Source organism: Kurthia huakuii LAM0618 (assembly GCF_000505545.1).
Lineage (GTDB): Bacteria > Bacillota > Bacilli > Bacillales_A > Planococcaceae > Kurthia > Kurthia huakuii.
Genome location: NZ_AYTB01000007.1, coordinates 151776 through 176501, shown reverse-complemented (window position 1 = coordinate 176501; position 24726 = coordinate 151776). Strand labels below are relative to the sequence as shown.

The following is a 24726-nucleotide window of genomic DNA, read 5'->3' as shown; positions in this document are numbered from 1 at the left end:
CTACTCCCTTCTTTCTTTGTTTATTGCTGTAATGCTTGTACGGCTTTAACGAAACGTTCGCCGCGTACTTCAAAGCGGCTATATTGATCCCAGCTTGCACACGCTGGAGATAATAATACAACGTCGCCTTCATTCGACATCGCATACGCTTTCTCTACAGCCTCTTCAACCCATTCTGCTCGTTCGATTGTTTCGACGCCACAAGATTTTGCAAACTCTGCAAAACGCTCTGCTGTTTCACCTGATACAACAACCGCATGGACATTGCCCATAAATTCACGTAGTTCTTCAAATGAATGGCCACGTTCTAAACCACCAGCTAATAAGACGATTGGTTGTTTAAATGCTGATAAGGCGCTGCGTGTTGCGAGCGTATTTGTCGCTTTTGAATCATTATAAAATTTACGATTGTTCAATGTTGTGACAAATTGCGTGCGGTGTTCAACGCCAGCAAATGTCGCCAGGACGTGCTCGATTGCTTGTTGTGGCGTATCGAGTAATTTTGCTGCCGCGATGGCACACATGGCATTTTCAACATTATGCTTCCCTGGTAGCGCGATAACATCACGCGCCATAAACGCTTCCCGATTCCAATAAATGTTGTCAGCATCACAGCTAATCCCTTGTTCTAGGATACGCGTTGATGAGAATGGAATTTTTTGCGCTTTTGATTGCGCCACATATGATGCTACGATTTCTTGGTCTGCATTGTATATTAAGAAATCTTCGTTGTCTTGATTACGCGTTACATTGAATTTTGCGTTCGCATATTCTTCCATCGTGCCGTGGTAATCGATATGTGCTTCAAATAAATTTGTCCAAATCGCGATGTGCGGTTTAAATTCATTTGTGCCCATTAGTTGAAACGATGATAATTCCGTTACGATGACATTGTCGCTCGCTGCTTTTTCAGCAACACCACAAGCAACCGTACCGATATTGCCAGCAATCAACGGCTTTTTATTACCTTCATTCAAAATATTAAATAACAATGTTGTGGTCGTTGTTTTCCCATTTGAACCGGTAATCCCAATCATCGGTGCTTCGCTTACTAAATAAGCTAATTCCACCTCGGTCCATACCGGAATACCACGTTCAATCGCATCTTTTACGATAATGTTTGAATACGGAATACCTGGGTTTTTGACAACGACTTCGAAGCCTTCATCAAGTAAATCTTCTGGGTGGCGTCCACAAATAACATGCATGCCTTGTTCAAGGAGACGTTTTGCATCATCGTTGTCATCAAATGGTTTTGAGTCGTTGACCGTTACAAACGCGCCTAATTTGTGTAATAATTCCGCTGCTGCCACACCACTTTTTGCTAAACCTAATACTAATACTTTTTTATGTTCGAACATTGTTATTTTTTTCATCCTATAAAACCTCCGCAACCACTGCAATCACTGCTACGATTACTCCAACTCCCCAGAATGTAAGCACAACGCGCCACTCTGACCAGCCAGATAATTCGAAGTGGTGATGAATTGGGGTCATTTTAAATACACGTTTTCCTGTTTTTTTGAATACTGCTACTTGAATCATAACAGAAGCTGTTTCTACTACGAATACAAGACCGATAATTAATAATAATAGCTCTTGATGCGTTAAAATAGATAATGTTGCTAAAGCACCACCAAGTGCTAATGAACCTGTATCACCCATAAATACTTTCGCTGGGTTTTTGTTAAATATAAGGAAACCTAATAAAGCGCCAGTTACCGCAAAAGCGAATACAGCTAAATCATATTGTTGTTGGACAAATGCAATAATCGCATACGCTAAAAATGCGACAGCACCTGTACCTGATACTAGACCATCTAAGCCATCTGTTAAGTTGACGGCATTTGAGAAACCTACCAACCAGAAAATCATAAATAATACATATACCCATCCTAAATGAATTGAGCTATCTGTAAATGGAATGTGTAGCGCGTTTGGAAAACCACCAACATTCGTAATTAAAAAATACGCGACGATTGAAATACCGATTTGTAATAATAATTTTTGAATGGATGTTAATCCTAGATTACGTTTGAAAAATACTTTCATTCCGTCATCTAAGAAACCTACCATACCAAAGCCTAAAAGTACGATTAATAACGCAACTGATTCCGCTGAAATTAAGCCCTTCCCTGCCCCGATAAGTAATGTTGTTAAAATAATTGAAATTAAAAAGATGATACCACCCATCGTAGGTGTACCCGCTTTTTTCATGTGAGATTTTGGACCTTCCTCACGAATACTTTGACCAAATTTCAAGTGATGTAATGCAGGAATTAACATCGGTGCAAGAATCACTGAAATGGCAAATGCGACGATTAACGTCAAGAAAACGATTGATGCTGACATGTTTTTATTGCTCCTTTTAAACTTTTAAATACGTTATCTATCATAGTAGTTTCGCTTTAAAATTAAAAGGTTTTTTATAGAAAAGCCTTTTACATTTCAAACACAATTATGACTAAGTGATAACATTATCGATTTTGAACAGGAAACAGGAAAAAACCGAGCGTTGGCGCGGTTTCTTTTTCCTGTGTCATCGTTGTATTGTTATAGCCGCCTAAACGACTATTTTTTGGGTGTTGTTGGTTCTTTTGGTTGCTGCAATGTAATCGTCAGCTTTGAGTTTTTATCGAGCGTTGTACCCGCTGGTAGCGATTGCTTCGTTACAAAGCCCTCCCCTTTTATCGTGAATTGTTGCCCACTAAGTGACTGATACGTCAGAACATCGCGTAACGACCAGCCTTTAAATGATGGCAGTTGAATCGTGTCGCTATCTGTTTTTAAAAATAGATGCGCACCTTCCAATACAGTTTCGTCCTTCTCAGGATATTGTGCGGCAACTTGCTTACCACCTTCACCGATAATGACCGGCTGTAGTTTTTGAGCTGCTAATTTTTGTTTCGCATCATCGACACCTAGCTCGACATAGTTACTTACCTCTACTTCATCTGCGCGCTCTACTTGTTCTGGTGCTACGTTTAAATATTTTAAACTGCGGTCCATCACAGAGTTAAACACTTCAGATGTTGGGTCGGAACCGACATACTTTTCACCTAAGTTTGGTTTTTGTACAGCGATATACATAACAAGCTGTGGGTCATCTGCTGGTGCGCTGCCGAGGAAAGAATACAAGAATTGATTTTTCCCCCATGAATAGCCGCCACCTGCTTTTGGAATTTGCGCTGTTCCCGTTTTACCGGTTACTTCATAATCTTCACTCGCAAATTTTCGTGCTGTCCCATGTTCTGCTGTCACCGTTGTTGCTAATGTATCGCGAACTTCTTTTGCTGTTTCCGCTGAAATCGGTTGTCCTTTAACAGTTGGTTCATGTTGCTCAATTGTTTTCCCGGTATTTGGATCGACAATTTTATCAATCACATATGGCTGCATCATCTTACCATCATTAGCAATGGCTGAGTATGCCTGAATCATTTGAATCGGCGTCACTGTCGAACCTTGACCATAAGACGTTGTTACGACATTAATTGGGTATTGGTTTAACAGCTTCCCAGCTACTTCACCCGGTAAATCAATGCCTGTTTTTGTACCGAATCCGAATGTTTTGAGCGAATCCATAAACGTTTCCGGTCCAATTTGTTTTAACAGATTGGCCATGCCGACGTTAGATGAGCGTTGAATCCCTTCTAAATACGTGATGCGTCCCCAACCTTGCTGATTGCTATCACGAATCGTCGCGTCATACACTTTGTATTGCCCTGATTGGAATGTCGCATTAGGTTCCCATTTACCTTGTTCAATCGCCGTTGCTAACGTGAACGTTTTCATTGTTGAGCCCGGTTCAATCGTTTGTTCTGTTAAATAGTTTGCCCAACTATTCTCCAACCCTTCGCGCGTTTTTAAGTTAAACGTTGGGCGCTGTGACATCGCTAAAATACGCCCCGTCTTCGGATCAGCAACAACGGCCATCATCGACTCCGGTTTGTATTTTTTTTGCACTTGCGACATCGAATCTTCTAAAAAGCTTTGAATCGTTTTATCGAGCGTCAAATAGATGTCTTGACCATCCTTTGCGGGGACGATTGTTTCATCTTTCATTGGCAATAAACGGCCCCAGAAATCACTTTGATATTCAAGTTTTCCGTTTGTGCCAGACAATTCATCGTTATACGTTCGTTCAATGCCCATCTCACCGCTTACTTTGCGCGTAAATAGCTGCGTTTCTTTATCGCGCACTTCCTCCTCTTTGACAATTCCTACAAGATTTGATGCAAAGATGCCATTTGGATAAAAGCGCACAAGCTGTGTTTCAAAATTAATACCTGGCAGTTTTTCCGCTTCAATTTGCTTTTTCACACTGTTCGGTAAATTGCGCCCGGCCTTATTAAATTCAACTTGATACTTATCTTCTTTTTGAGCTTTCACAATAATTTTACGAATTTCAGATTGTGATAAATCAATATATTTAGCAAGCACGCGTGCCGTCTTGTCAACGTCTACTACATGATAATTTTCTTTTAAGCCTTCTGAAATTTTTGGCGTAATAATCGCATAAACCTTGTAGCGTTGCTCATCCTCGGCAATAACTGAACCATTGTGGTCTAAAATCTTTCCACGCGTAGCGGTCAAGCTTTCTTGCTTCGTATGTTTTTCGGCTACAGTGGCTGCTAAGTTGCGCCCTTCCGCTGAACCAGTTGCTTGAATTAAGGCGATGCGTACAAACATCAATAGAAAAAGGAGCCCAAAAATGCCTAGCATTAAAAAGGCTCCCCATCGATTTCCGAATACACTTTGTCGTTTACGTTTTGTCATTCTCCTGACACTACCTTCACTTTCGAATCAGATGTTAGGCCTAACTCTTTTGCCTTCTTCATAATACGCTCAGGTGTTGACAAGCTGCTTACCTCATTTGATAATTCGCTATTTTCGAGTTTGATTGTGTCAATTTGTGCTTCTGTTTGACCAATCTTTACTGACGTCTCTTGAATCGATGATAGAGTGTTTAAATTCATCACAGCAAAAATCGCGATAATACTCATCATCACTACAAAACTCAACTTTTCTGCTTTTGACCATTTGAAAATTGAAATCTTTCGGCGGGCCGGTTGCTGTTTTTTCGGTTGCGGATTAAACGCTGGTTGTTGTTCAATATACGGTTGCTGTATGTAATCCTGCTTTGGTTTTGCTAATGCCATCTAAACGACTCCTCTCTAACCTTTAATACGTTCTATAATTCGCAATTTCGCTGAACGTGAGCGATTGTTCGCTTCTAGTTCCTCATCACTCGGCAAAATAGGTTTGCGCGTCACCAGTTTAAAGTCCGGCTGTAAATGCTCTGGAATTACTGGTAAACCTGGTGGTAAGTCTGGTAGCGATGACTTTTCTTTAAACAATGTCTTACATAGACGGTCTTCTAATGAGTGGAAAGTAATCACACTCACGCGACCACCAACATCGATTAAATCAAGTGCTTGTTGCAGCGAATCTTCGGCTGCACCTAATTCATCATTAACTGCAATACGGATTGCTTGGAATACGCGTTTTGCTGGGTGGCCACCTTTACGGCGCGCCGCGGCTGGAATGCCATTTTTGATTAATTCAACAAGCTCGCTCGTCGTTTCGATTGGAGCGTTTGCACGCGCTTCCTCAATTTTACGAGCGATTTGTTTTGAAAATTTTTCTTCGCCATAACGATAGAAAATACGAACAAGGTCCGAATAATCCCAGTCGTTCACAACGTGGAATGCTGTTAGTTCAGCGGTTTGGTCCATACGCATATCTAGCGGCGCATCTTGATGATAACTAAAGCCGCGCTCCGCCACATCAAGTTGTGGTGAAGATACTCCTAAGTCATATAGAATGCCGTCAACCTTCGTGATGCCGAGTGCTAACAATTCCTGCTGAATAAAGCGGAAATTGGCGTGCACAAACGTCACGCGGTCTAAATATGGTGCCAGTCTTTCTTTCGCATTGTCGATTGCAATTTGGTCTTGGTCAAAACAAATTAACCTACCTTCGTCCGACAGCTGACTTACGAGATATTCACTGTGTCCAGCGCCGCCGAGCGTACAATCTACATAAATGCCATCAGGACGAATGTTCAAACCATCGACTGTTTCTTTTAATAATACGGTTGTGTGATTGAACATCTTAAGTCCTCCAAAGTCAAAATATCTTTGTTATACGCATTTACTAAGCTAGTACCGCACGTACTGAAAAAGTAAACGCGTATAACAGGAAGTGGCAGCGTATACATGAACGTTTATTCCCTAATAATCTTCTTTTCAAAAGTTATTGTTAAAAAATATACCGTTAACCCTATAAACTATCCCACTTTATACAGTAAATGTACCACATTCACCGTTTTTACTCTACAAAATCCTGTATAATTGTCCAAAACGCCAAAAAAATAAGCATTTATTCCCTAGCAAATTCTTCAAATATAACAATTTTCACAGTCAGTCACTAAAAAAGTAATTGTTTCTACTACTTTTATGATTTATAGGACGCCGAAAACACAAAAAAGATGCCTTCTCAGACATCTTTTTTATATTATAAATAAACAATTTGATGGCGGCCATCAAGTATATATGGCAACGCTACTAAATCGTCAATCAATGTCATACCGTAATTATTCAAGTAAGGATATGGCGTATACGTGCGCTCTTGGAAGCTGCCAAGCGGTAATAAATCACGTTCAACATCACCAAAACGGCGCATCGCCACCTCATGTTTCGTCAATACTTCTTGTTCAATTTTACGCATCATAAAATCAAGCTGCGATTTATGGAAATTTAAATTTTTATCGACAAGCGCATTGACGTGTAAATCATGCGCAATTAAATGTTCATGTAATTCCGCATATTGTTGTTCAATTAGACGTTTTGTCGTTTCAAGCGTTTGCTGCGCTTCCTTGTCATACACTTGTGCTTTAAACGCCTCGCGCAGGTCATCGACTTTGCCTTCTAACGCTTCTTTTACCGTCAACTGCAAGCCATCAAGCAACGCTTGCGTATGCGATGTTACCATCGTAATGTTTAAGCGCGGTGTAAATACCGGCACTTTCATACCCAACACTTCAAAGCCTTCTTTTAGCGTTGACCAATAAGCGAGTTCACCAGGACCGCCAACAAATGACAATACCGGGAATACCATATCTTGCATCATCGGACGCGTCACGACGTTATTACTCAAGTGACCGGCTCGCGCCTCTGCTTTCATTTCTTCAATTGTGAAATGAACATTTGCCGCATGATTTAAAAATTTACCGTCTTTATGCACTAATAAGTAACGTGCACCGTCTTCTGTATAAAATAAATTTGCCGCATCCTCAGTCGCGCCAATTGGCATTGCATAGCCTAGCTCGACTAAATGTGTTTCGCGTGCGGTCACGACGTTGGCAATTTCCGCTGCATGATCGATTAATGCCTCAAAATAAGGTGCTTCATACAAACGTAACTTTTCGTCTGCCGCATCGATCATCAATAAGCCATGCTCTTTAAATAAGCCATGCATTAAGCGCACAAAGAAATCGGTAAACGTTGTCGCGCGCTCCACTTCAGCTAATACACCTGCTAATAACTCTTTCGTATAAGCCGTTTCGCCAAATGACGTAAAAATGTCTGTTACCCATGCAGCTAATGCGACGCGGTCAAGCGCGGTATACGATGCTTGTTTTTTATGTTTCGTTTTTTCGCCAAACGTCACTTTCTGTAACTCGCTCGTAAACGTATGGTTGATTTCATCGATGTCATGGTCTTCACCGGCAATCCAAAATACCGGTACAACGGGTACAGCTAATTTTTGACGCTGTTCATTCGCTAATGCGATGACCGTAATCGCTTTATGTACAGAATAAAGCGGTCCTGTTAATAGACCTGCTTGCTGTCCACCAACAACGGCTACGGCATTTTTTGCTAGCTCTGCTAAATGCTGCTCATCTTTTTGTGATAAGCCATATGGTGCCATAAAGTCGCGAATAATGTTTGATAGCTGTTCGCGGCGTACCGGATGTTGTTTTAAATCGTTAAGACGTTGCTCAAACGCTTGTTGTGTTTGTTCATAATGAAAAAAGGACACTAACTCCCCTTGCTGTTGATAGCTATTTAATAAAGGGTTCGCTGCCTTTAACTCAACTTGTTCCAATCTCATAGTCAATCTTACTCCTCTTCGAATGTTTCACGCATAGTAGCAGTATATCATTTCCTCGTTTGTGAAATATATAAATGTGCTTACGGCTTAAATAACTGAACTCCCCATAGCACAATGTAAATCAAGCTATATAATAAAAAGACGATGCGCCACGTGCGCTTTAATACGCCGGAAAATTTCAATTCTTCTTTCGTGCGCCATTCAATGGTCGTCATAATCATTAATAAAATGAGCGCGACAATCCATGTTAGTACGCCTAAATCGACGTCGAAAAATTGCTTTGCGAGCTGCGGTATGGAAAAAAGCAACAAAAACGTCGTCATATCCGCTGCCGCACCAAATGCACGATGTCCTTTTTTAACAAGCTTCATCACGAGCATGACAAGAATAAAAATCACCCACGGAAATTGCGCACATAATTCAAAAATGGTTGCTACGATGCTCATTCCATCCACCTCCGTTCGTTTTACCTTATGCAAGTATAATAATGTTTGAACTAAAAATGCAAATCGAATTCTAGCATGGCCAAACAAAAAAAACAAAGACTACGCGCAAATGCTAGCGAGCAGTCTTCGTTTATCATCAGGAACATTATTTTTTATTTTTTGATAAGAAACGATCGACCGCTGCTAAGTGCGGTTCTTGTTCCCACAGTACAGAACACGTAGCAACTTCTTCTTTAATGCGCTCATATAGCTTCGCATTTTTCCATTTGCGAATTTCCATCTCTTTATATGCTTTATGAACACCCGGCTCTACTTTACGCATGTCCTCGATAAATACCGACAACGCATCTTCCGGACGGCCATCAAAGACGCGCATTGCCCAACCGATATCATAAAGTTCACGCGCCGGATACACCGTCGCATCAACGAGCATTTTTAACGCGCGGTCGTGACGTAAGCCCCGTTCAAACAAGTACGTACCGCCACCCCAACCCGTCGTAATCGCCAGTGTTCCTTGGATAAAGCCGCATTTTGCATTCGATGAAACAAGACGGAAATCACATGCTGTCGCGATTTCGCAACCACCGCCTACTGCCGTACCATTAATTAATGCAATCGTCGGCACCGGTAGCGTCGCCCATTCATATAACAGCTCTGCCATCTTCGACAACATGCTTGACGCTTGTTCTGCGGTCGTTAACGCATGAAACTCTGATAAATCCCCACCAGAGCAAAACGCGCGGTCTCCAGCGCCTGTAATGACTAAAAAACGCACGGTGTCATGTGCATGTACATAATCAATAACCTCACGGAAGCCCTCCATTACATCACCGTTAATCGCATTGCGACGTTCTGGACGATCAATCGTAAACGTTAAAACGCCATCTACCTCTTCAAAAAAATACCCCTTTGTCATGTTCATCATCCTTTGTTTATTTTTTCGGAAACATAAATTTATGATAGCAATGTTTTAAGAAAGTTGGCAATAGTGGAAAATTTTTACGTCTTATAAAAAAAGAACGCGATGCCGAATAATCGGACACCGCGCTCTTTTCGTGTGTGTGAAACATAGTTTTTTTCCATGGAGCTACCGAGTTAGACACCCGATATTAAAAAGGCCGCCAAAGAGCCATGGTCTCTCTAGCGGTCTCTCTCAGTTAGAAACTGAAATTATTTGCTGATAACTTCTTTACCTTTGTATGAACCACAAGCTTTACATACGTGGTGAGCTAGTTTTAGTTCGCCACAGTTAGGGCAAGCTACCATACCAGGTACAGATAATTTAATGTGCGTACGACGTTGACGTTTCGCAGTTTTAGAAGTTCTTCTAAATGGTACAGCCATGAATGGCACCTCCTTACAGATTCTTATTCATCTGTTTGATCAAAAAACTTAGCTAAATCAGCTAGTCTTGGATCTACTTTTTGTTCGTCATTTTGTTTCTGACGAGTCAAATCTTCCTCCGACATAACAGACCAATGATCGTTTTTCGAATTCATGATTTGCGCATCTTCCTTATACACTTGCATCGGAATCTCTAATAAAATTAGTTCTTCCAATACGGGGTCGACATTGATTGTATCGCCCGTTACAGGGTGGATATTATCTTTTTCATCGTGCCCAGCCATATCTCCCCAGCGGAAAACTTCCACCATGTCGATGTCGATTGGGTAGATGACGTCTTCCCACGTGCGCGCACAAGGGAGTGTAATCGTCGTCGTCACGCGAAAATGACAATTCATTTGCTCCGAGCCGAACGTCGCTAAACCTTCGACATGTACAGGAGCAATTGCGCGGATGTCGCTATTGCGTTCCATTACGCTATCCAGTTGAACGTCAGCGTTCACTGGCATCCCGCTTTGGCGATATTTCGATAATTGTGGGATTGCCCATTTCATATATATTATCACCTCAAGACAACAAAATTGATTATATAATGTGAATAAATAGATGTCAAGATATTTTCTTGTCACTACTCGCAAAGTCGGCTTATAATCATTAATAGTTAGTATAAACGGAGTGATTCTATGAATGCAACAGGTATAATTGTTGAATACAACCCTTTCCATAATGGACATTTACATCATATCAAACAATCGCGCAATTTAACAGATGCAGATGTCGTAATTGCGGTCATGAGCGGACACTTTTTACAGCGCGGTGAACCAAGCTTCGCAAATAAGTGGCTCCGCGCAGAAATGGCGCTGAAAAATGGCGCCGATATCATCGTTGAATTGCCTTATGCTTTTGCAACCGCACCTGCTGTTGATTTTGCAAAAGGCGGCATTGCCATTTTAGCAGCGATGAACTGTCGCGCTGTTGCGTTCGGCAGTGAGCAAGGCCATATAGAGCCGTTTTTAGCTACTTACAACGCGATAGAGCACGACAATGAGACTTTCCAGAAAAATGTACAACAAGCAGTTAAAAGTGGTCTCAGCTATCCTAAAGCACTAAATATAGCCTACACACAACTCGTACAACATACAACGACACACTTTGCCGATTTAACGCAACCAAATAATATTTTAGGCTATCATTATGTCGAACAAATTTTTAAACAGCACACGCAGATGCAGCCTGTGACTATTCCGCGCATTGCGACCGACTATCACGACCATATTTTAGCTGGTACGACCATTCAAAGTGCGACCGGTATTCGCGAAGCTGTATTTGACGGTTCATTAAGGGATGTCGAAGCCTATATGCCGGCATCAAATTTTGAACTATTGCAACAGGCGACACTTATGAATTGGAACGTGCTTTATCCGACGCTACGCTATATGCTACTGCGCCTATCACCGGCCGAAATAGCGCACTATGCAGAAGTGACCGAAGGCATCGAATATTTACTACAAAAAGCAGCACGCACGAGCGACACCTTTGCCGCGTTTATGGCGCGCATCAAATCGAAGCGCTATACGTGGACGCGCTTGCAACGTATGCTAACGCATATTTACACCGGTTTTACGCACGCACAGCTTGCTGATGCGCAGATGCCGCGCTACATTCGTCTACTCGGCATGACCGAAGCTGGTCAGCGCTATTTATCCGCGCATAAAAAAGACTTTACGTTACCGCTTGTAAGCCGCGCCGCTGCCGTTGATGACGCGATGCTCGCACATGACATAAAAGCGACTGATTTATATATGCTCGCACAACAACAAGCGCCCGGCGAAGATTTTAGACGTCCGCCTATTCGCATGTAAAAAGAGGCTGGAATATACGTGTAAAAACACCATCTCAGACTGAGCATAAAAAAAACCGGAATCGCGCGGTGGCGCGGTTCCGGTTTTTTGTGGCGAATGCTAAAAAAGGAACATGAACTGTTTTGTAAAAGCCTCTTTTTAACTGGCTTTCTTCATCGTTTTTAAATAATCAAGCGCATCATCGACCGTTTTTACTGGTACGATTTTCATATCGCTATTAATTTTTTTCGCTTCAGCCGTTGCCTCATCGTAATTGGATTGAATTTTTAATGATGGCGCGACTTTTTTATAAACCGAAATATCATCATTTGGTGCAAAGAAAATATCAGCGCCTGCTTTATCAGCAGCAATCACCTTTTTATCAATACCACCAATACGGCCAACTGTCCCATCTTCATTCATCGAGCCGGTACCTGCAATATCATGCCCTTTTGCTAAGTCCCCTGACGTTAATTGGTCAATAATTTCAAGCGTAAACATTAAGCCGGCAGACGGGCCACCAATACTTTCTGAATCAATTTTCACTTTTGGTGTTGTCGTAATTGACTTACTATCGGTAAATGAAATACCTACGCCAACGCGACCATCGGCACCTGGAATTTCTTTTAGTGTAACTTTTTTCGTCATCGTTTTGTCATGGCGTTTAAATGTTAACTTAACCGTGTCACCCTTGTCTTTTTTCGCAATGTAATTGGATAATTCACCACTTTTAAGCAGTTTTTTGCCATCGATTTTAATGACTTCATCGCCGACTTTTAAAATGCCATCTGCGGCCGCTGTTGGAACGATAGATGCAACATAAATACCATCGTATTTCACACGGTATTCTTTTCCAGTTTCTTTAAACGCCACATATTTGGCATTAAAATGTGAATCGCTCATTAAATGTAGTTGGCGTTCATTATAGTCTTTGTTCGATTCGCTATCGCCAAGCACTTCTTTTTCAGTCATGATTTCTTGTGTATCATTTAGCTTTGCGTACAAGTACGTAAATGGTGTTGCCACGGCCATTGATATCGTCATCATATTTAATTTACCTGGGCCTGGCTCATCGCCACCCTCAACTTTTACGTAGTCCGATAGCTCATAGGCATTCCCTGGTTTCATAATGTAATAATTTAACGGAAACATAAAACCAAATGCTACGATGGCAATTATTGCCACCCACGCGAAAAAACGTTTTTTCTTCATCTGCTGGGCCCCTCTCTGTCGTGTAGACGTCTAATCTGTCATTATGTTACCGCTTTTTTGCTTTTTTTCACAACAAAAAAGACTGTTACAATACCTCAACAGCCTTTTTAGTAATTATTTTTTTATGTTGAATTTTTCATGAAGTGCATCTTCAATAATTTGTGGTACAAGCCCGTGAATATTTCCACCGTATTGTGCCACTTCTTTGACGATGCTTGAGCTTAAGAACGAATATTCATTCTTTGTCATAATGAAAAATGTCTCGATATGTTTATCTAAGAATCGGTTCATTGATGTAATTTGCATCTCATACTCAAAATCAGATACAGCACGCAACCCTCGAACAATCGCACTTGCATTTTTGCTTTGTGCATAATCTACAAGCAACCCCGCCGATTGTTCAATGCGTACATTTGGAATTTCCTTTGTCACTTCACCAATTAACGCAATGCGTTCTTCCACCGAAAATAGTGGTTTTTTTGATGAGTTGTTCAACACCGCAACATAAACTGTATCAAACACTTCTGCTGCTCGTTTAATGATGTCTAAGTGACCATTTGTTACCGGATCAAAACTTCCAGGCACAACCGCAACTTTCTCCAAACTATTCCCCTTCTTCCTCTAAGCGATAAAACGAAATAATCGTACTACCGTATTTTTCTTCACGATATTTCGTAAACGTAGCCATTTTCTGTGGCAAATCGAGTTGATTATCGTGTTCACACACTATAATACCATCTTTTGCCACAATTTGGTTTGCAATAATATCATCGATCATTTTGTAATAGCTATGCTTTGCGTAAGGTGGGTCTAAAAAAATTAAATTTGCTTGAACTTCGCGCTTAATTAGAAGTTTTAAAGCGCGTGTTGCGTCGTTGCGGTACGCTTCTGTCACGTCTTCATAGCGACATTTTTCAATATTTTCTTTTAAGTTTTGGTACGCCTTGCCATCCTTTTCAATAAAGATGGCTTGGTCCATACCACGGCTTAATGCTTCGATGCCTAATCCACCACTACCAGCGAATAAATCGAGCACGACACCGCCATTAAAAAACGGCCCTAAAATATTAAATAGCGACTCTTTTACTTTATCTGTTGTTGGGCGCGTCGTATTGCCATTGACTGCTTTTAGCGGCATTCCTTTACGTTCCCCTGCGATTACTCTCATAAATTTGATCCCTCATTATTTCAGCGCGTCATCGGAAATCGTAATATCAATACGTTTATCGGCCTTTTGGATATCAGCACCAAATAAGCGTAATAACCACGTTTCTTCGATATAATAATTGCCACTAATAACCTCAAATGGTTGCGAGGCAATATCGTAGCGCTTGTTATTATAAACATAAAATGCAGACGTCATCGGGAAGCGATAGCGTTGTGTTTGATTGCTAACATAATAGCCATTGCTACCTTCTTTCGCCGTATATCCTAGTGTATCAAATAATGACTCCGTAGCATATAATACGCGACCATCTTTTAAAATAACTTGCATCTCTTTTTGTTCGATTTCATTCACGTAAATGGTTCGACTATCTTCAAAAAGCAACGGTGCTACATTTTTAGTTTTGGCATTCATCGTGAAATAGCTTGTCGCAGAATCCAATGTTTTGCCTAGTAATCGATCGAGTTTCGCCGTTGAAATTTTTTGTCCTTCTAAGTTTTCAAGCCCTGTTTTCCAGGCTTGCTGCTGGGCATCGGTCATATAATCATCAAGTGTTGTAACCATTTCTTTCGTTTTCTGGTCACCGTATTTATCGCCCGTTAAAAACGACGCCACAACCGCTGGCAACCAAGACGTGCCGGTGAATGTATAATTTTGCTTCACTTGATTGACGGCAATCCGCTCCGCTAAACGCTTATCGTGAATATCTTTCACAAATAAAATACGATAGCCATTTTGGAGGCGATTTGTTTGAATAATATCGATATGATTCGAGTTGTTCATCGCCGTATTGCTGAGTGCTTTTTGCATTTTTTCATTGACGATGCCACGACCATAAATCGTCACCTCATCACTCGTAAACGCTTTTTTCATCGGTGTTCTTTGCCAGTACAGCTCATACGCTGCCCCGTCACCGCTGAAATATGAATAATTAATTAAATCGAGTTGTTTTGTTGCGACGTGTGGCAAGCCTGTAAACCATTGACCGCCGATACGCTGTTCATCAATAATATGAAGCTGTGTTTGCGTTACAACACCATGTTTTAATGTTGCAAAAATATCGGTCAATAGCTTTCCAGACGTCATACCTTTGTCTAACGGAATCGTATATTGTAGTTGCTGCGTCGTCGCTGTGCCCTTTTTAAATTGCGTCATCGTCTTATCTAAACGCGCGCAATCAACAGCATCTCCCGCCGCATTTTTCACGCACTTTTTGCCGGTATTATGATGCTTGGGCCATGAAATGGACACCGGCGACTCTGGCAAATTCATAAAGGTGTGCTTGATGATTAATTTATTGCCGCGATACGTCACATCAATCGTCTGACTATAATCGAATGATTGCGCCACATCATCTACTTTATCCGAGTAGACGTGGTATTGAAATGTCAACATAATTCCATTTACAAACACTAACAATGCAAATAAAATAATGGCTACTTTTTTCATGTGCTAATCCCCCTGCATCATGATAATATTTATAGGAAAGGATGTGTATTTATAATGATCGAACGCTTTATTGAATTAGGACAAGGTTATGGCGATTTGTATGAAATATTAGAGCTAATGCGAACAAATCAACATCGCATTCATAATACCTTCGTCTTCGTTTCCGAAAAAGATGGCAAACAAGTCGCTTCATTTGCTGTAGCAATGAAGCCGATTGGTGATAGCAAATTTATGCCAATCTACATATGCCGCGAAGGAATGCCTTACCATGCTGAAAAAACATCGCAGCGCTATGACCTTTTTAAAGAGTCCATCGAAGCTGCTAATAAAACATTGATTACACTAGAAGTAAAACACTCTTCTGCTTATGTAGAAACAACGCTTTACTATCAATATTTAATCGGGTTACTACGTCTGTACCATTACATTCCGAACCTAGGTTAACAACTTTTTAAACTAAGACTATTCGCATAATAAATAAAACCGCGCTGAGGCGCGGTTTTATTTATATCCCGGACCTCACCTTAAAAAGAAGGAGAAAAGAATTATGCTGTTCACTTAGTTTTATAGACTAAAAAGCCCATTTGTTTTATTATCGGCGCATATCATTCTTTTTTTATCATTTTTACGATAGTTTATAGCCCAGCTTTATAATCATATTCTTTTGCTTTATCTGGTTTGGCATTTTCATACTCAGTTTTTACAAATGGACGGAAAGATGGTAATACTTTTTTGACGAATGGTAGACGCGTTAATTTATTCGTCATAGCATCGATGTTGTCCATATCACAATACATCACAACATATTTTTGTCGGCGCGATATGTAATGCACATGACCATAGCGGCGTAAAGATTTCGCTTGTTTTAAATGGTGTACATATACGATTAGTCCTTGTCTCTCTCTCACGAAAATCCCCTCATTTCTAATTCAAAGCATACCATAGCGCGAATTTTTTCCGCAACCTACGAAGGCTGACAGGAGTCCTATGTTTCGAGTATAATGAACAAAAGAAGTCTGCAAACTTGGAGGATGATTTATTTATGGGAAAAAAAGCAAAAATCGCCGTAGCAATCGCCGCTGCAAGCGCTGCTGCTTGGGCAGGTACAAAAGCAATCGCTACACCCCAGCGCCGCGAGAGTAAAATAGCGCTCGAATACGATCGACCAATTGTGTTAGCACATCGCGGTGGTTCGCATTTAGCACCCGAGCAAACGATGGCGGCGTTTAAAAATGCAGCAGAGCTTGGCGTAGATGGTTTTGAAATCGATATTCGCTTAACAAAAGATGAAGAAATCGTTGTTTTCCACGATGAATATGTAGACCGTACAAGTGAAGGTAGTGGTCGCATCGCAGACATGACCCTTGCGCAATTGCAAGAACTCAACTTCGGCTATCAATTTGTTGATTTAGAAGGTCAATTTGCCTATCGCGAAACACCTGAACATATCGTGACATTAAAAGAATTGTTTACTGCATTCCCATCGATGTTCATTAACATTGACATGAAAGACGCACCGGATACGTATGAAGGTGGGCTTATGCCGTCAAAATTATGGCGCTTGCTTGAAGAATGTGATGCAACCGAACGCGTTGTCATTACGAGCTTCCACGATGAACAAATCGACCGTTTCAATTTGTACGCGCAAAATAGCGTCGCGCTTGGTGCTGGTAAAAATGAAGTCACAAAAGCATATACGGCATTTACGAGCCAATTCAAACATCTATACAACCCAAAAGTTGATGTATTCCAAATCCCTCGCAACTATAGTAGCGTCATCGCACTTGATACAAAAGGTTTTATTCATTTCCTTGATCAACTAAACATTCCCGCACACTATTGGACAATTGATGATCCATTTGAAATGAAAGAATTAATAAATCGCGGTGCACGTGGCATCGTTACCGATCGCCCTGACATCGCCATGCAAATTATTAACGAACGTTAACAAACTTAAAAGGAGTCAGCGCACAAGTGGCACTGACTCCTTTTTCTATTTTATGAATGATGTACGACTTCCATCTGAGCAACATCCATCATATGTTGTTTTGCTTGCTCGATTAAATTCGACAATATTAAGCTATCACGTTTTTTAAAGCACATAATACTAACGACAACGCGCACCGATAATTGCATCAAAATTTGCTGTAACTCATCAATCATTTGCAGATTTTCGTGACCATCACATGATACAATGCCACAAAAAGCAGCATTTTGATAACGCGCAAACAAGCCGCCATGCGTCGTGAAAAATGCATTGACATCTGTCGCTAATGATTTTAGCACATCATCGCTCGCAAGCTGACCGTGTGCTTCATTATAGTGTTTAAAATCGACGATATCCATATAAAAGAATAAATGCTGTTGCCCTTTTAAATGACTATAATACGAACGCTCAAAATACTTGCGATTATAAACTTTCGTCAATGGATCCGTCGACATGCGATGTTCAGTTGATAAACTGCTTAAACGATCATTTTGCATTAAATGCATTTTAAATTCACGCTGCTGTGATTTTTCTAGCACATCAATATAGATCGCTTGTGTCGCGATAATTTGTTCGACATCGTTCGCTGTGCGGTAAATGCTTAATAACTCTTTTAAAATTTCGATGCTGTTTGTTGTAAAATGCTGTTGCAGCGCTATATCACGCGCTTCGATTAAAATCGCATATTGTTCATCTAATCGCAGTTGCTTTTTACGGACTTTACTTAACGTAAACAATAAATTCAATTTCGAAAGAATGCGTGTTTGCGGCAACATTTCAAAGCCGCGCTGAATGACACGTTCACATTCTTCTAAGCGATTTTGATGTTCTAAAATGATCGCATAATTAATAATAGGTGGCATATAATCTGTTGGTGATAATTTTGTAGCCATATCAACTTCTTCTTTTAACAATTCATGCGTTTCAAGTGCATACGCTTCTGCTTCATCAAAATGTCCGGTCGTAATATTTAAAGCCGTCAAATTATTAAGCACTTTGCGCAGCATTACATCGTATTTCCCTTGTCTAGCTAACGGCAATGCCTGATAAAGAAATGCACCCGCATATGCTCTATCACCTGTTTCATCCCAATAAATGTATGACAAAATTAAAAAATAAATATAATCTTCTTCTGAGCCATATTCTTCAATCATTTTTTTCAGTGGGACCAATTTTTCGATGGCAATCTCAACGTGACCTAGTTGATAATAACATTCCGATATTTGGCGCATAATTAACATAATTTCTTCATACGCATGAAGCTCTAGCCCAAGATCGATGACCGGCTCACACAGTTCTAAATATTCAATATATTTAGCTTCAGCAATTAGTGCGTCCAACGTGAGTACGAGTTCGTTAAATTCCTCTTTGTCCATAATTCTCCACCTAATTTTTATCGTTATTTCTTTTTTATTTTATCAAAATAATAGATTAGTGGCAATAAATCCCTGCCATTAAAAAGAAACGAACAAAGCAAGTTGCTGCCTTGTTCGTTTCATCATTTAAGCGCTACATGAACAGCTACCACCACTGCTACAACCACCTGTAGAGCATCCTGTATCACTTGCGAAGAATGGATTGCTAACCGGCACCTTTACCGATTCAGAAACCGTCTTAGCGATAATAAGCGTCACTTCATCAACTAAATCTTGATAGTTATTTTCAGCAAAGCGAAGTGCCCCGATGCGGTCATCTAAATCTAATGTCCGCTTCATCTGGCGAATATCTTTCATCACCGTTTTATAATCCGGATGATATTTTCCAAAGCGTTGCACTTCTTCGTATTGCTCTTTCATGCGATTGAATGCATCAATTTGCGCGACGAGTACCGCATCGCTATAGACATGCTGATGCGCATCTTGCAATGCTTTATAGGTTGCTGACTGGTGCAACATCTCGCTTAATTCATCGACGTCATCGAGAATCATCGCCCATTCAGATGTCATCATCATACGCATTCCCCCCCAACATCATTATCATAGCAAATTTTATTCGGAATCGCTCGCAGGTTCGCTTGATTCAATAAAAATTTGCACATAGTTTTTCGCATAGGCACCCGTACCAAGCGCCGTAAATACTTCATCAAGCATCGTCGTACGGTGTTTGTCAGAATTAATAAAACTATGAATCGCTTCTGGTGCATCTACATAATCTTCGGCTGCATTTTCAGCAGCACTCTCAAAGGGAATGCCCTCATTTTTTAAATTTTGCTTTAAGCCGCTACCTTCTTCAGCATTACCGCGCGCAAAGGCATGGCTTTGGCTTGCCGCAAGACCGTTCGCCTGCTCATTAAATACGAACGCCGGCAAATCATGATGCGTTCTAAACATATTCGTTAACTCGGCTAGTTGCAACGCATTTTCATCGTTGATTTTTTGCTGTACGAATGATGACGGCGTTTTTGGCTCAATCATATCGCCAACATACGTCATATCATATGGTTGTGTCTTGACGAGCGTTTCGCCATCTAAATAGCGCACTGCCTCAAGTTCCCCTTCGATACCATCAAAAAATAGCTGCGCATATACGCCATCATACATGACAAGTAGACGCGTATATAAATCCGCTTCGCTCAACATAAACGTATACGTGCTATCTGCAATTTTAACGTGCACTTCGGTATCGGTAATCGTATTACGATATAAATCTTCAATCGTTTGCCCCATATTAAACGGTGCAGCATCCGCCTGTTCCCCCGTTATATACACTTGCACGACCTTACCTTTTTCTACACCAACTAATAAATATTCGTCCGGTTGTTGGTTATAAACCCACCATTTAAACCCATACGCAGATGGTCCAATACGATCCGGTTTTCCTAACTTTTTCTCAAGCTCGCTCGCTTTTTTGCCAACGTATGTTGAAAAACCTGTCTTCGGACGTGGCATCACATCGGAGCTCGTCTGTGGCACCGTCTGTTCAGGATATGTTTTACTTGGTGATTTCAATAATTCATTTTCTTTTACGGATGTATTCGTATAAAAAAATACGACGAGTAAAATCGCAAATACAAATAAAATTTTATACAATGCTTTCAAATCGTTTCTCTCCATCATCTATAATACTCTTCATTATAGCCCAAGATGAAAAAAAACCAAAACGCTTGATACGCTTTGGTTTTTTCACTACGGATTAATAATCGCTTTGAACACAGACGTTGTAACGCCGCCTTCGTAAAATACGTACAATAACAAGTAAACAATGACACCGGTAATTGCTGTAAAGAACCAAATGATACTTGTCACGGGGCCAATCTTACGGTGTTTTTTATAGTTTTCCTTAAAGCCAAGCCATAAGGTAACAAGACCAAATACCCCACCAGATGTTGCTAAAATAATATGGAATACAAGGAATGTTGTATAATATTTTTTCAGTTCATCGGGGCCGCCAAATGCGGTATTCCCGACGAAAACTGTACGCGATGCGTAAATAATAAAGAAGGTTAATGCTGCAATAGCACCTGCGATCATGACTTTTTTATGTGCTTCGATTTTACGTTGTTTAATTAAAATCCAGCCAATTGCAATCAATACGGCACTGAGCACGATAAAGAAAGTACTAATCGTCGGTAAAAACGGTAAATTCATACGTTAAAACTCCTTATACGTTCGATTCATTCCTTCCCATTATAGCAAGACTGCCTAGAAAATGGCATGGATAAATCGTGAACAAAAAAACGAGCATGGCTCATTGGCCACACCCGCTTGTTCTGCTATGATTAGTCTGCCATTTCGATGAGCAAATCACCCGTTGAAATGGCATCGCCAGCGACGACATAAATTTCTTTAATCGTGCCATCTTTTGGCGCTTGCACAGTCGTTTCCATTTTCATGGCTTCGGTAATTAATAAATGCTCGCCGCGTTTTACAGGGCTGCCTTTTGATACGACGACTTTTAATACCGTTCCCGGCATCGTCGCTCCGATTTGATTCGCATCCGTTGGGTCCGTTTTACGCTTCGCATCGCCCGATACTTCGACCGTTAAATCTTGTACCGTAATTTCACGCGGCTGACCATTTAGCTCAAAATAAACGACGCGTGTCCCATTGTGCTGCGGCTCCCCAATCGCTACTAACTTAATAATTAACGTTTTCCCTTTTTCAATTACCACTTCAATTTCTTCGCCTAGACGCAGGCCATGTAAAAACGTTGGCGTGTCGAGTACCGAAACATTTTCGAATAAATCAAATGTCGTCATGTACTCTTCAAACACTTTTGGGTACAACACATGCGCAAGTGCATCTTGTATCGTCATCAAACGGTCGTATTTCGTACATAACTCCTCACAACGAGCTTCAATGTCGATATCTTCAAGCAATTCTCCTGGGCGCACCGTAATCGCTTCGCGGTCTTTTAACACAACTTTTTGAAGTTCTTTCGGAAAGCCACCATAAGGTTGACCTAAATACCCTGCGAAAAATTCAATAACGGAATCTGGGAAGCTTAATGTTTCACCGCGCGTAATAACACTTTGTTCATCTAAGTCGTTTTGTACCATGAACAATGCCATGTCACCAACGACTTTTGATGATGGTGTTACTTTAATAATATCGCCAAACAGCATATTCACACGTGAATACATCGCTTTTACTTCTTCCCAGCGATCGCCAAGGCCAACGCCTTTTGCTTGTTGCTGAAGATTTGAATATTGGCCACCCGGCATTTCGTGTACATAAACTTCTGAATGTGGGCTATTCATGCCACTCTCAAAATCTTTATAGTACTTACGAATATCTTCCCAGTAGTATGAAATTTTTTCAACACCATCAATATTCATACGAAGATTACGCTCGCTACCCTTTAATGCGTAATACAAGCTATTCGCACTCGGTTGCGATGTTAAACCTGACATAGAGCCAACTGCCGTATCAATAATATCAACACCCGCTTCGATTGCTTTGGCGTATAAATAAATGCCATTACCACTCGTATCATGCGTATGCAAATGAATTGGTAAATCTGTTGCCTCTTTTAATTCACTAACAAGTGCGTATGCTGCATTTGGTTTGAGGAGCCCTGCCATATCTTTAATAGCGATAATATTGGCGCCGGCATTTTCTAATTCCTTCGCCATTTTCTTGTAGTAAGCAAGCGTATATTTCGAACGACTGTCGTCCAAAATATCGCCGGCATAGCACAATGTTGCTTCGGCTACTTTCCCTGCATCACGCGCTGCATCAATCGCTACTTGCATACCTGGTAACCAGTTTAAGCTATCAAAAATGCGGAACACATCAATGCCCTCATTTGCAGCTTCGCGGACAAATTCTTTAATGACGCTATCTGGATAATTCGTATAACCAACTGCATTGGCACCGCGCAGCAGCATTTGGAATAACGTATTTGGAATTAACTGACGTAAAAAGCGTAAACGTTGCCACGGGTCTTCTTTTAAAAAACGATAGGCTACGTCAAATGTCGCACCCCCCCACATTTCAAGTGAGAAGAAGTCGCCGCCCATAATCTTCGCCGTCGCGTCAGCAATTTCATACATATCATGTGAACGCACACGCGTTGCTAGTAACGATTGGTGTGCATCACGCATCGTTGTATCGGTTAACAACACATCATCTTGTTCTGTAATCCATTTCGCTAAACCATCTGGACCACGCTCATCTAAGATTTGCTTTGTCCCCGCTGGAATCGATTGATACAACTTTAAATCCGGTTTATGCGGTTTTGGATAAATCGGCTTTGTACGCGACTCAATGCCCGGGAAGCCATTGACTGTCACATTGCCAATATAACTTAATAATTTCGTACCGCGGTCACGTGGCACGCGGAAGTTTAATAATTCTGGGTTTGAATCAATAAAGCTCGTATTGAAATCACCACTAATAAAATCTTTGTGGCGCACAACATTTTCAAGGAATGGAATATTCGTTTTCACACCGCGAATACGAAATTCCTGCAAGTTACGGTCCATTTTTTGCGATGATTCTTCAAACGTATTGCCCCACGTACATAACTTCACGAGTAATGAATCGTAGTGTGGCGAAATGACGGCACCTTGGAAGCCATTCCCAGCATCCAAACGAACACCAAAACCACCGCTAGAGCGATATACGCTTAAACGCCCCGTATCTGGCATAAAATCATTCGCCGGATCCTCGGTCGTAATACGCGATTGAATCGCAAAGCCATCTAATGGAATCTTTTCTTGTGCTGGAATTTTCATGACCTCATCATGCAATGTATGTCCTGCGGCAATATTAATTTGCGCATGGACAATATCGATGCCTGTCACCATTTCAGTAATCGTATGCTCTACTTGAACACGAGGGTTTACTTCGATGAAATAAAACGCATCATCCGCTACTAAAAATTCCACCGTACCTGCATTGACATAATTCACATTTTTCATTAACTTCACAGCCGCATCACAAATACGACCGCGTAGCTCATCAGATAGCGCATTTGACGGTGCGATTTCCACAACCTTTTGATGACGGCGTTGAATCGAACAATCACGCTCATATAAATGCACGAGATTGCCTTGTGTATCCGCTAAAATTTGCACCTCAATATGCTTTGGCTTATCGACGAATTTTTCGACGTACACTTCATCAGAACCGAATGCAGCTTTAGCTTCTGACTTTGCACGTTCATACGCTGACTGCACTTCCTCCTCATTATGTACAACACGCATTCCTCGACCACCGCCGCCAAGTGCTGCCTTGATCATTAATGGATAGCCATGCGTTTCCCCAAACGCCTTCACTTCTTCAAGTGAATCGACTGGTCCATCCGTTCCTGGAATGACTGGAATATTTGCTAAAATCGCTTGTTCACGCGCCTTTACTTTATCGCCGAACATATCTAAGTGCTGCGGTTTCGGGCCGATGAAAATAATGCCCTCTTCCTCACAACGCTTTGCAAATTCTAAATTTTCTGATAAAAAACCGTAGCCAGGGTGGATAGCATCCGCACCTGACTCTTTTGCAATACGCAAAATATCTTCTATATCTAAATAAGCATCAATTGGCTTCTTCCCATCCCCCACGAGATAAGCTTCATCTGCTTTATAACGGTGATATGAGCCGCTATCCTCACGTGAATAAATCGCAACAGTGTGTAGTTTCATTTCTGTACATGCACGGAACACGCGAATAGCAATCTCGCCGCGGTTCGCTACTAAAATTTTGTTTATTGTCATAAACAAATTCC

At 41.0% G+C, this 24726-nt stretch carries 23 protein-coding genes; 3 read left to right on the top strand and 20 right to left on the bottom strand.

Annotated features, from left to right (window positions below; translation table 11 throughout):
• Positions 1-20: 20 nt before the first annotated feature.
• The 10 genes from murD to V514_RS0102620 form a co-directional block, all read right to left on the bottom strand.
• Complete coding sequence (gene murD, locus V514_RS0102665; RefSeq protein WP_029498151.1) at positions 21-1376, bottom strand: UDP-N-acetylmuramoyl-L-alanine--D-glutamate ligase; 1356 nt, start codon at positions 1374-1376, stop codon at positions 21-23.
• 1 nt (position 1377) lies between these two features.
• The gene (gene mraY, locus V514_RS0102660) at positions 1378-2352 is read right to left on the bottom strand and encodes a phospho-N-acetylmuramoyl-pentapeptide-transferase (RefSeq protein ID WP_029498150.1); all 975 of its coding nucleotides are present in this window, start codon (positions 2350-2352) and stop codon (positions 1378-1380) included.
• Between the two features lie 219 nt (positions 2353-2571).
• On the bottom strand, positions 2572-4776 hold the full coding sequence (locus V514_RS0102655; protein WP_029498149.1) for a penicillin-binding protein: 2205 nt from the start codon (positions 4774-4776) through the stop codon (positions 2572-2574).
• The gene (ftsL2, locus tag V514_RS0102650) at positions 4773-5159 is read right to left on the bottom strand and encodes a cell division protein FtsL (RefSeq protein WP_029498148.1); all 387 of its coding nucleotides are present in this window, start codon (positions 5157-5159) and stop codon (positions 4773-4775) included. The genes V514_RS0102655 and ftsL2 overlap by 4 nt, the downstream gene beginning before the upstream one ends.
• A 15-nt stretch (positions 5160-5174) precedes the next feature.
• Positions 5175-6113 (bottom strand): 16S rRNA (cytosine(1402)-N(4))-methyltransferase RsmH, encoded by a 939-nt coding sequence (rsmH, locus tag V514_RS0102645; RefSeq protein ID WP_029498147.1) that lies wholly within the window; start codon positions 6111-6113, stop codon positions 5175-5177.
• Positions 6114-6516: 403 nt separating this feature from the next.
• Entirely contained in the window at positions 6517-8115 is a 1599-nt protein-coding gene (gene bshC / locus V514_RS0102640) for a bacillithiol biosynthesis cysteine-adding enzyme BshC (protein WP_029498146.1), read from the bottom strand.
• An 80-nt stretch (positions 8116-8195) separates the two neighbouring features.
• Positions 8196-8561: a DUF3397 domain-containing protein gene (locus V514_RS0102635; protein WP_029498145.1), complete on the bottom strand. Its 366-nt coding sequence runs from the start codon at positions 8559-8561 to the stop codon at positions 8196-8198.
• Positions 8562-8706: 145 nt separating this feature from the next.
• Positions 8707-9477: an enoyl-CoA hydratase/isomerase family protein gene (locus V514_RS0102630; RefSeq protein WP_029498144.1), complete on the bottom strand. Its 771-nt coding sequence runs from the start codon at positions 9475-9477 to the stop codon at positions 8707-8709.
• Between the two features lie 254 nt (positions 9478-9731).
• Positions 9732-9905 carry a 50S ribosomal protein L32 gene (gene rpmF / locus V514_RS0102625; RefSeq protein ID WP_029498143.1) on the bottom strand — a complete coding sequence of 58 codons (174 nt, stop codon included), beginning with the start codon at positions 9903-9905 and terminating at the stop codon, positions 9732-9734.
• A 23-nt stretch (positions 9906-9928) separates the two neighbouring features.
• Positions 9929-10459, bottom strand: coding sequence for a YceD family protein (locus V514_RS0102620; protein ID WP_029498142.1), 531 nt, complete (start codon positions 10457-10459; stop codon positions 9929-9931).
• A gap of 129 nt (positions 10460-10588) precedes the next feature.
• Between V514_RS0102620 and V514_RS0102615 the strand changes: the two genes are divergently transcribed.
• Complete coding sequence (locus V514_RS0102615) at positions 10589-11767, top strand: nucleotidyltransferase (protein WP_029498141.1); 1179 nt, start codon at positions 10589-10591, stop codon at positions 11765-11767.
• A gap of 138 nt (positions 11768-11905) precedes the next feature.
• Here V514_RS0102615 and V514_RS0102610 read toward each other — a convergent pair whose 3' ends face one another.
• From V514_RS0102610 to V514_RS0102595, 4 genes are all read right to left on the bottom strand, one after another.
• The gene (locus V514_RS0102610; protein ID WP_029498140.1) at positions 11906-12958 is read right to left on the bottom strand and encodes a SepM family pheromone-processing serine protease; all 1053 of its coding nucleotides are present in this window, start codon (positions 12956-12958) and stop codon (positions 11906-11908) included.
• A 114-nt stretch (positions 12959-13072) separates the two neighbouring features.
• A complete protein-coding gene (gene coaD, locus V514_RS0102605) occupies positions 13073-13561 on the bottom strand; it encodes a pantetheine-phosphate adenylyltransferase (protein WP_029498139.1) in 489 nt (162 codons plus the stop codon).
• Between the two features lies 1 nt (position 13562).
• Positions 13563-14126, bottom strand: a complete 564-nt coding sequence (gene rsmD, locus V514_RS0102600) for a 16S rRNA (guanine(966)-N(2))-methyltransferase RsmD (protein WP_029498138.1) — start codon at positions 14124-14126, stop codon at positions 13563-13565.
• A gap of 15 nt (positions 14127-14141) precedes the next feature.
• Positions 14142-15572, bottom strand: coding sequence for a hypothetical protein (locus V514_RS0102595; RefSeq protein ID WP_029498137.1), 1431 nt, complete (start codon positions 15570-15572; stop codon positions 14142-14144).
• Between the two features lie 54 nt (positions 15573-15626).
• Here V514_RS0102595 and V514_RS0102590 point away from each other — a divergent pair, with 54 nt between their 5' ends.
• A complete protein-coding gene (locus tag V514_RS0102590; RefSeq protein ID WP_029498135.1) occupies positions 15627-16016 on the top strand; it encodes a DUF7147 family protein in 390 nt (129 codons plus the stop codon).
• Between the two features lie 191 nt (positions 16017-16207).
• Here the strand turns inward: V514_RS0102590 and V514_RS0102585 are convergent, their stop codons facing one another.
• Positions 16208-16480: a YlbG family protein gene (locus V514_RS0102585; protein WP_029498134.1), complete on the bottom strand. Its 273-nt coding sequence runs from the start codon at positions 16478-16480 to the stop codon at positions 16208-16210.
• A 134-nt stretch (positions 16481-16614) separates the two neighbouring features.
• Between V514_RS0102585 and V514_RS0102580 the strand changes: the two genes are divergently transcribed.
• Positions 16615-17520 (top strand): glycerophosphodiester phosphodiesterase, encoded by a 906-nt coding sequence (locus tag V514_RS0102580; protein ID WP_029498133.1) that lies wholly within the window; start codon positions 16615-16617, stop codon positions 17518-17520.
• Between the two features lie 50 nt (positions 17521-17570).
• Here the strand turns inward: V514_RS0102580 and V514_RS0102575 are convergent, their stop codons facing one another.
• From V514_RS0102575 to pyc, 5 genes are all read right to left on the bottom strand, one after another.
• Positions 17571-18935 carry a diguanylate cyclase domain-containing protein gene (locus V514_RS0102575; RefSeq protein ID WP_029498132.1) on the bottom strand — a complete coding sequence of 455 codons (1365 nt, stop codon included), beginning with the start codon at positions 18933-18935 and terminating at the stop codon, positions 17571-17573.
• Between the two features lie 126 nt (positions 18936-19061).
• Positions 19062-19511 (bottom strand): YlbF family regulator, encoded by a 450-nt coding sequence (locus V514_RS0102570; RefSeq protein ID WP_029498131.1) that lies wholly within the window; start codon positions 19509-19511, stop codon positions 19062-19064.
• Positions 19512-19547: 36 nt separating this feature from the next.
• Positions 19548-20615 (bottom strand): CAP domain-containing protein, encoded by a 1068-nt coding sequence (locus V514_RS0102565; protein WP_235073052.1) that lies wholly within the window; start codon positions 20613-20615, stop codon positions 19548-19550.
• 69 nt (positions 20616-20684) lie between these two features.
• Positions 20685-21146, bottom strand: a complete 462-nt coding sequence (locus tag V514_RS0102560; RefSeq protein WP_029498129.1) for a DUF420 domain-containing protein — start codon at positions 21144-21146, stop codon at positions 20685-20687.
• 131 nt (positions 21147-21277) lie between these two features.
• Positions 21278-24715 (bottom strand): pyruvate carboxylase, encoded by a 3438-nt coding sequence (gene pyc, locus V514_RS0102555; protein WP_029498128.1) that lies wholly within the window; start codon positions 24713-24715, stop codon positions 21278-21280.
• Between the last annotated feature and the right edge of the window lie 11 nt (positions 24716-24726).

Bases quoted from the DNA above. Each gene is read 5' to 3' on its own strand.
- murD (WP_029498151.1), bottom strand. From the start codon at position 1,376: ATGAAAAAAATAACAATGTTCGAACATAAAAAAGTATTAGTATTAGGT.
- mraY (WP_029498150.1), bottom strand. From the start codon at position 2,352: ATGTCAGCATCAATCGTTTTCTTGACGTTAATCGTCGCATTTGCCATT.
- V514_RS0102655 (WP_029498149.1), bottom strand. From the start codon at position 4,776: ATGACAAAACGTAAACGACAAAGTGTATTCGGAAATCGATGGGGAGCC.
- ftsL2 (WP_029498148.1), bottom strand. From the start codon at position 5,159: ATGGCATTAGCAAAACCAAAGCAGGATTACATACAGCAACCGTATATT.
- rsmH (WP_029498147.1), bottom strand. From the start codon at position 6,113: ATGTTCAATCACACAACCGTATTATTAAAAGAAACAGTCGATGGTTTG.
- bshC (WP_029498146.1), bottom strand. From the start codon at position 8,115: ATGAGATTGGAACAAGTTGAGTTAAAGGCAGCGAACCCTTTATTAAAT.
- V514_RS0102635 (WP_029498145.1), bottom strand. From the start codon at position 8,561: ATGAGCATCGTAGCAACCATTTTTGAATTATGTGCGCAATTTCCGTGG.
- V514_RS0102630 (WP_029498144.1), bottom strand. From the start codon at position 9,477: ATGACAAAGGGGTATTTTTTTGAAGAGGTAGATGGCGTTTTAACGTTT.
- rpmF (WP_029498143.1), bottom strand. From the start codon at position 9,905: ATGGCTGTACCATTTAGAAGAACTTCTAAAACTGCGAAACGTCAACGT.
- V514_RS0102620 (WP_029498142.1), bottom strand. From the start codon at position 10,459: ATGAAATGGGCAATCCCACAATTATCGAAATATCGCCAAAGCGGGATG.
- V514_RS0102615 (WP_029498141.1), top strand. From the start codon at position 10,589: ATGAATGCAACAGGTATAATTGTTGAATACAACCCTTTCCATAATGGA.
- V514_RS0102610 (WP_029498140.1), bottom strand. From the start codon at position 12,958: ATGAAGAAAAAACGTTTTTTCGCGTGGGTGGCAATAATTGCCATCGTA.
- rsmD (WP_029498138.1), bottom strand. From the start codon at position 14,126: ATGAGAGTAATCGCAGGGGAACGTAAAGGAATGCCGCTAAAAGCAGTC.
- V514_RS0102595 (WP_029498137.1), bottom strand. From the start codon at position 15,572: ATGAAAAAAGTAGCCATTATTTTATTTGCATTGTTAGTGTTTGTAAAT.
- V514_RS0102590 (WP_029498135.1), top strand. From the start codon at position 15,627: ATGATCGAACGCTTTATTGAATTAGGACAAGGTTATGGCGATTTGTAT.
- V514_RS0102580 (WP_029498133.1), top strand. From the start codon at position 16,615: ATGGGAAAAAAAGCAAAAATCGCCGTAGCAATCGCCGCTGCAAGCGCT.
- V514_RS0102575 (WP_029498132.1), bottom strand. From the start codon at position 18,935: ATGGACAAAGAGGAATTTAACGAACTCGTACTCACGTTGGACGCACTA.
- V514_RS0102570 (WP_029498131.1), bottom strand. From the start codon at position 19,511: ATGATGATGACATCTGAATGGGCGATGATTCTCGATGACGTCGATGAA.
- V514_RS0102565 (WP_235073052.1), bottom strand. From the start codon at position 20,615: ATGATGGAGAGAAACGATTTGAAAGCATTGTATAAAATTTTATTTGTA.
- V514_RS0102560 (WP_029498129.1), bottom strand. From the start codon at position 21,146: ATGAATTTACCGTTTTTACCGACGATTAGTACTTTCTTTATCGTGCTC.
- pyc (WP_029498128.1), bottom strand. From the start codon at position 24,715: ATGACAATAAACAAAATTTTAGTAGCGAACCGCGGCGAGATTGCTATT.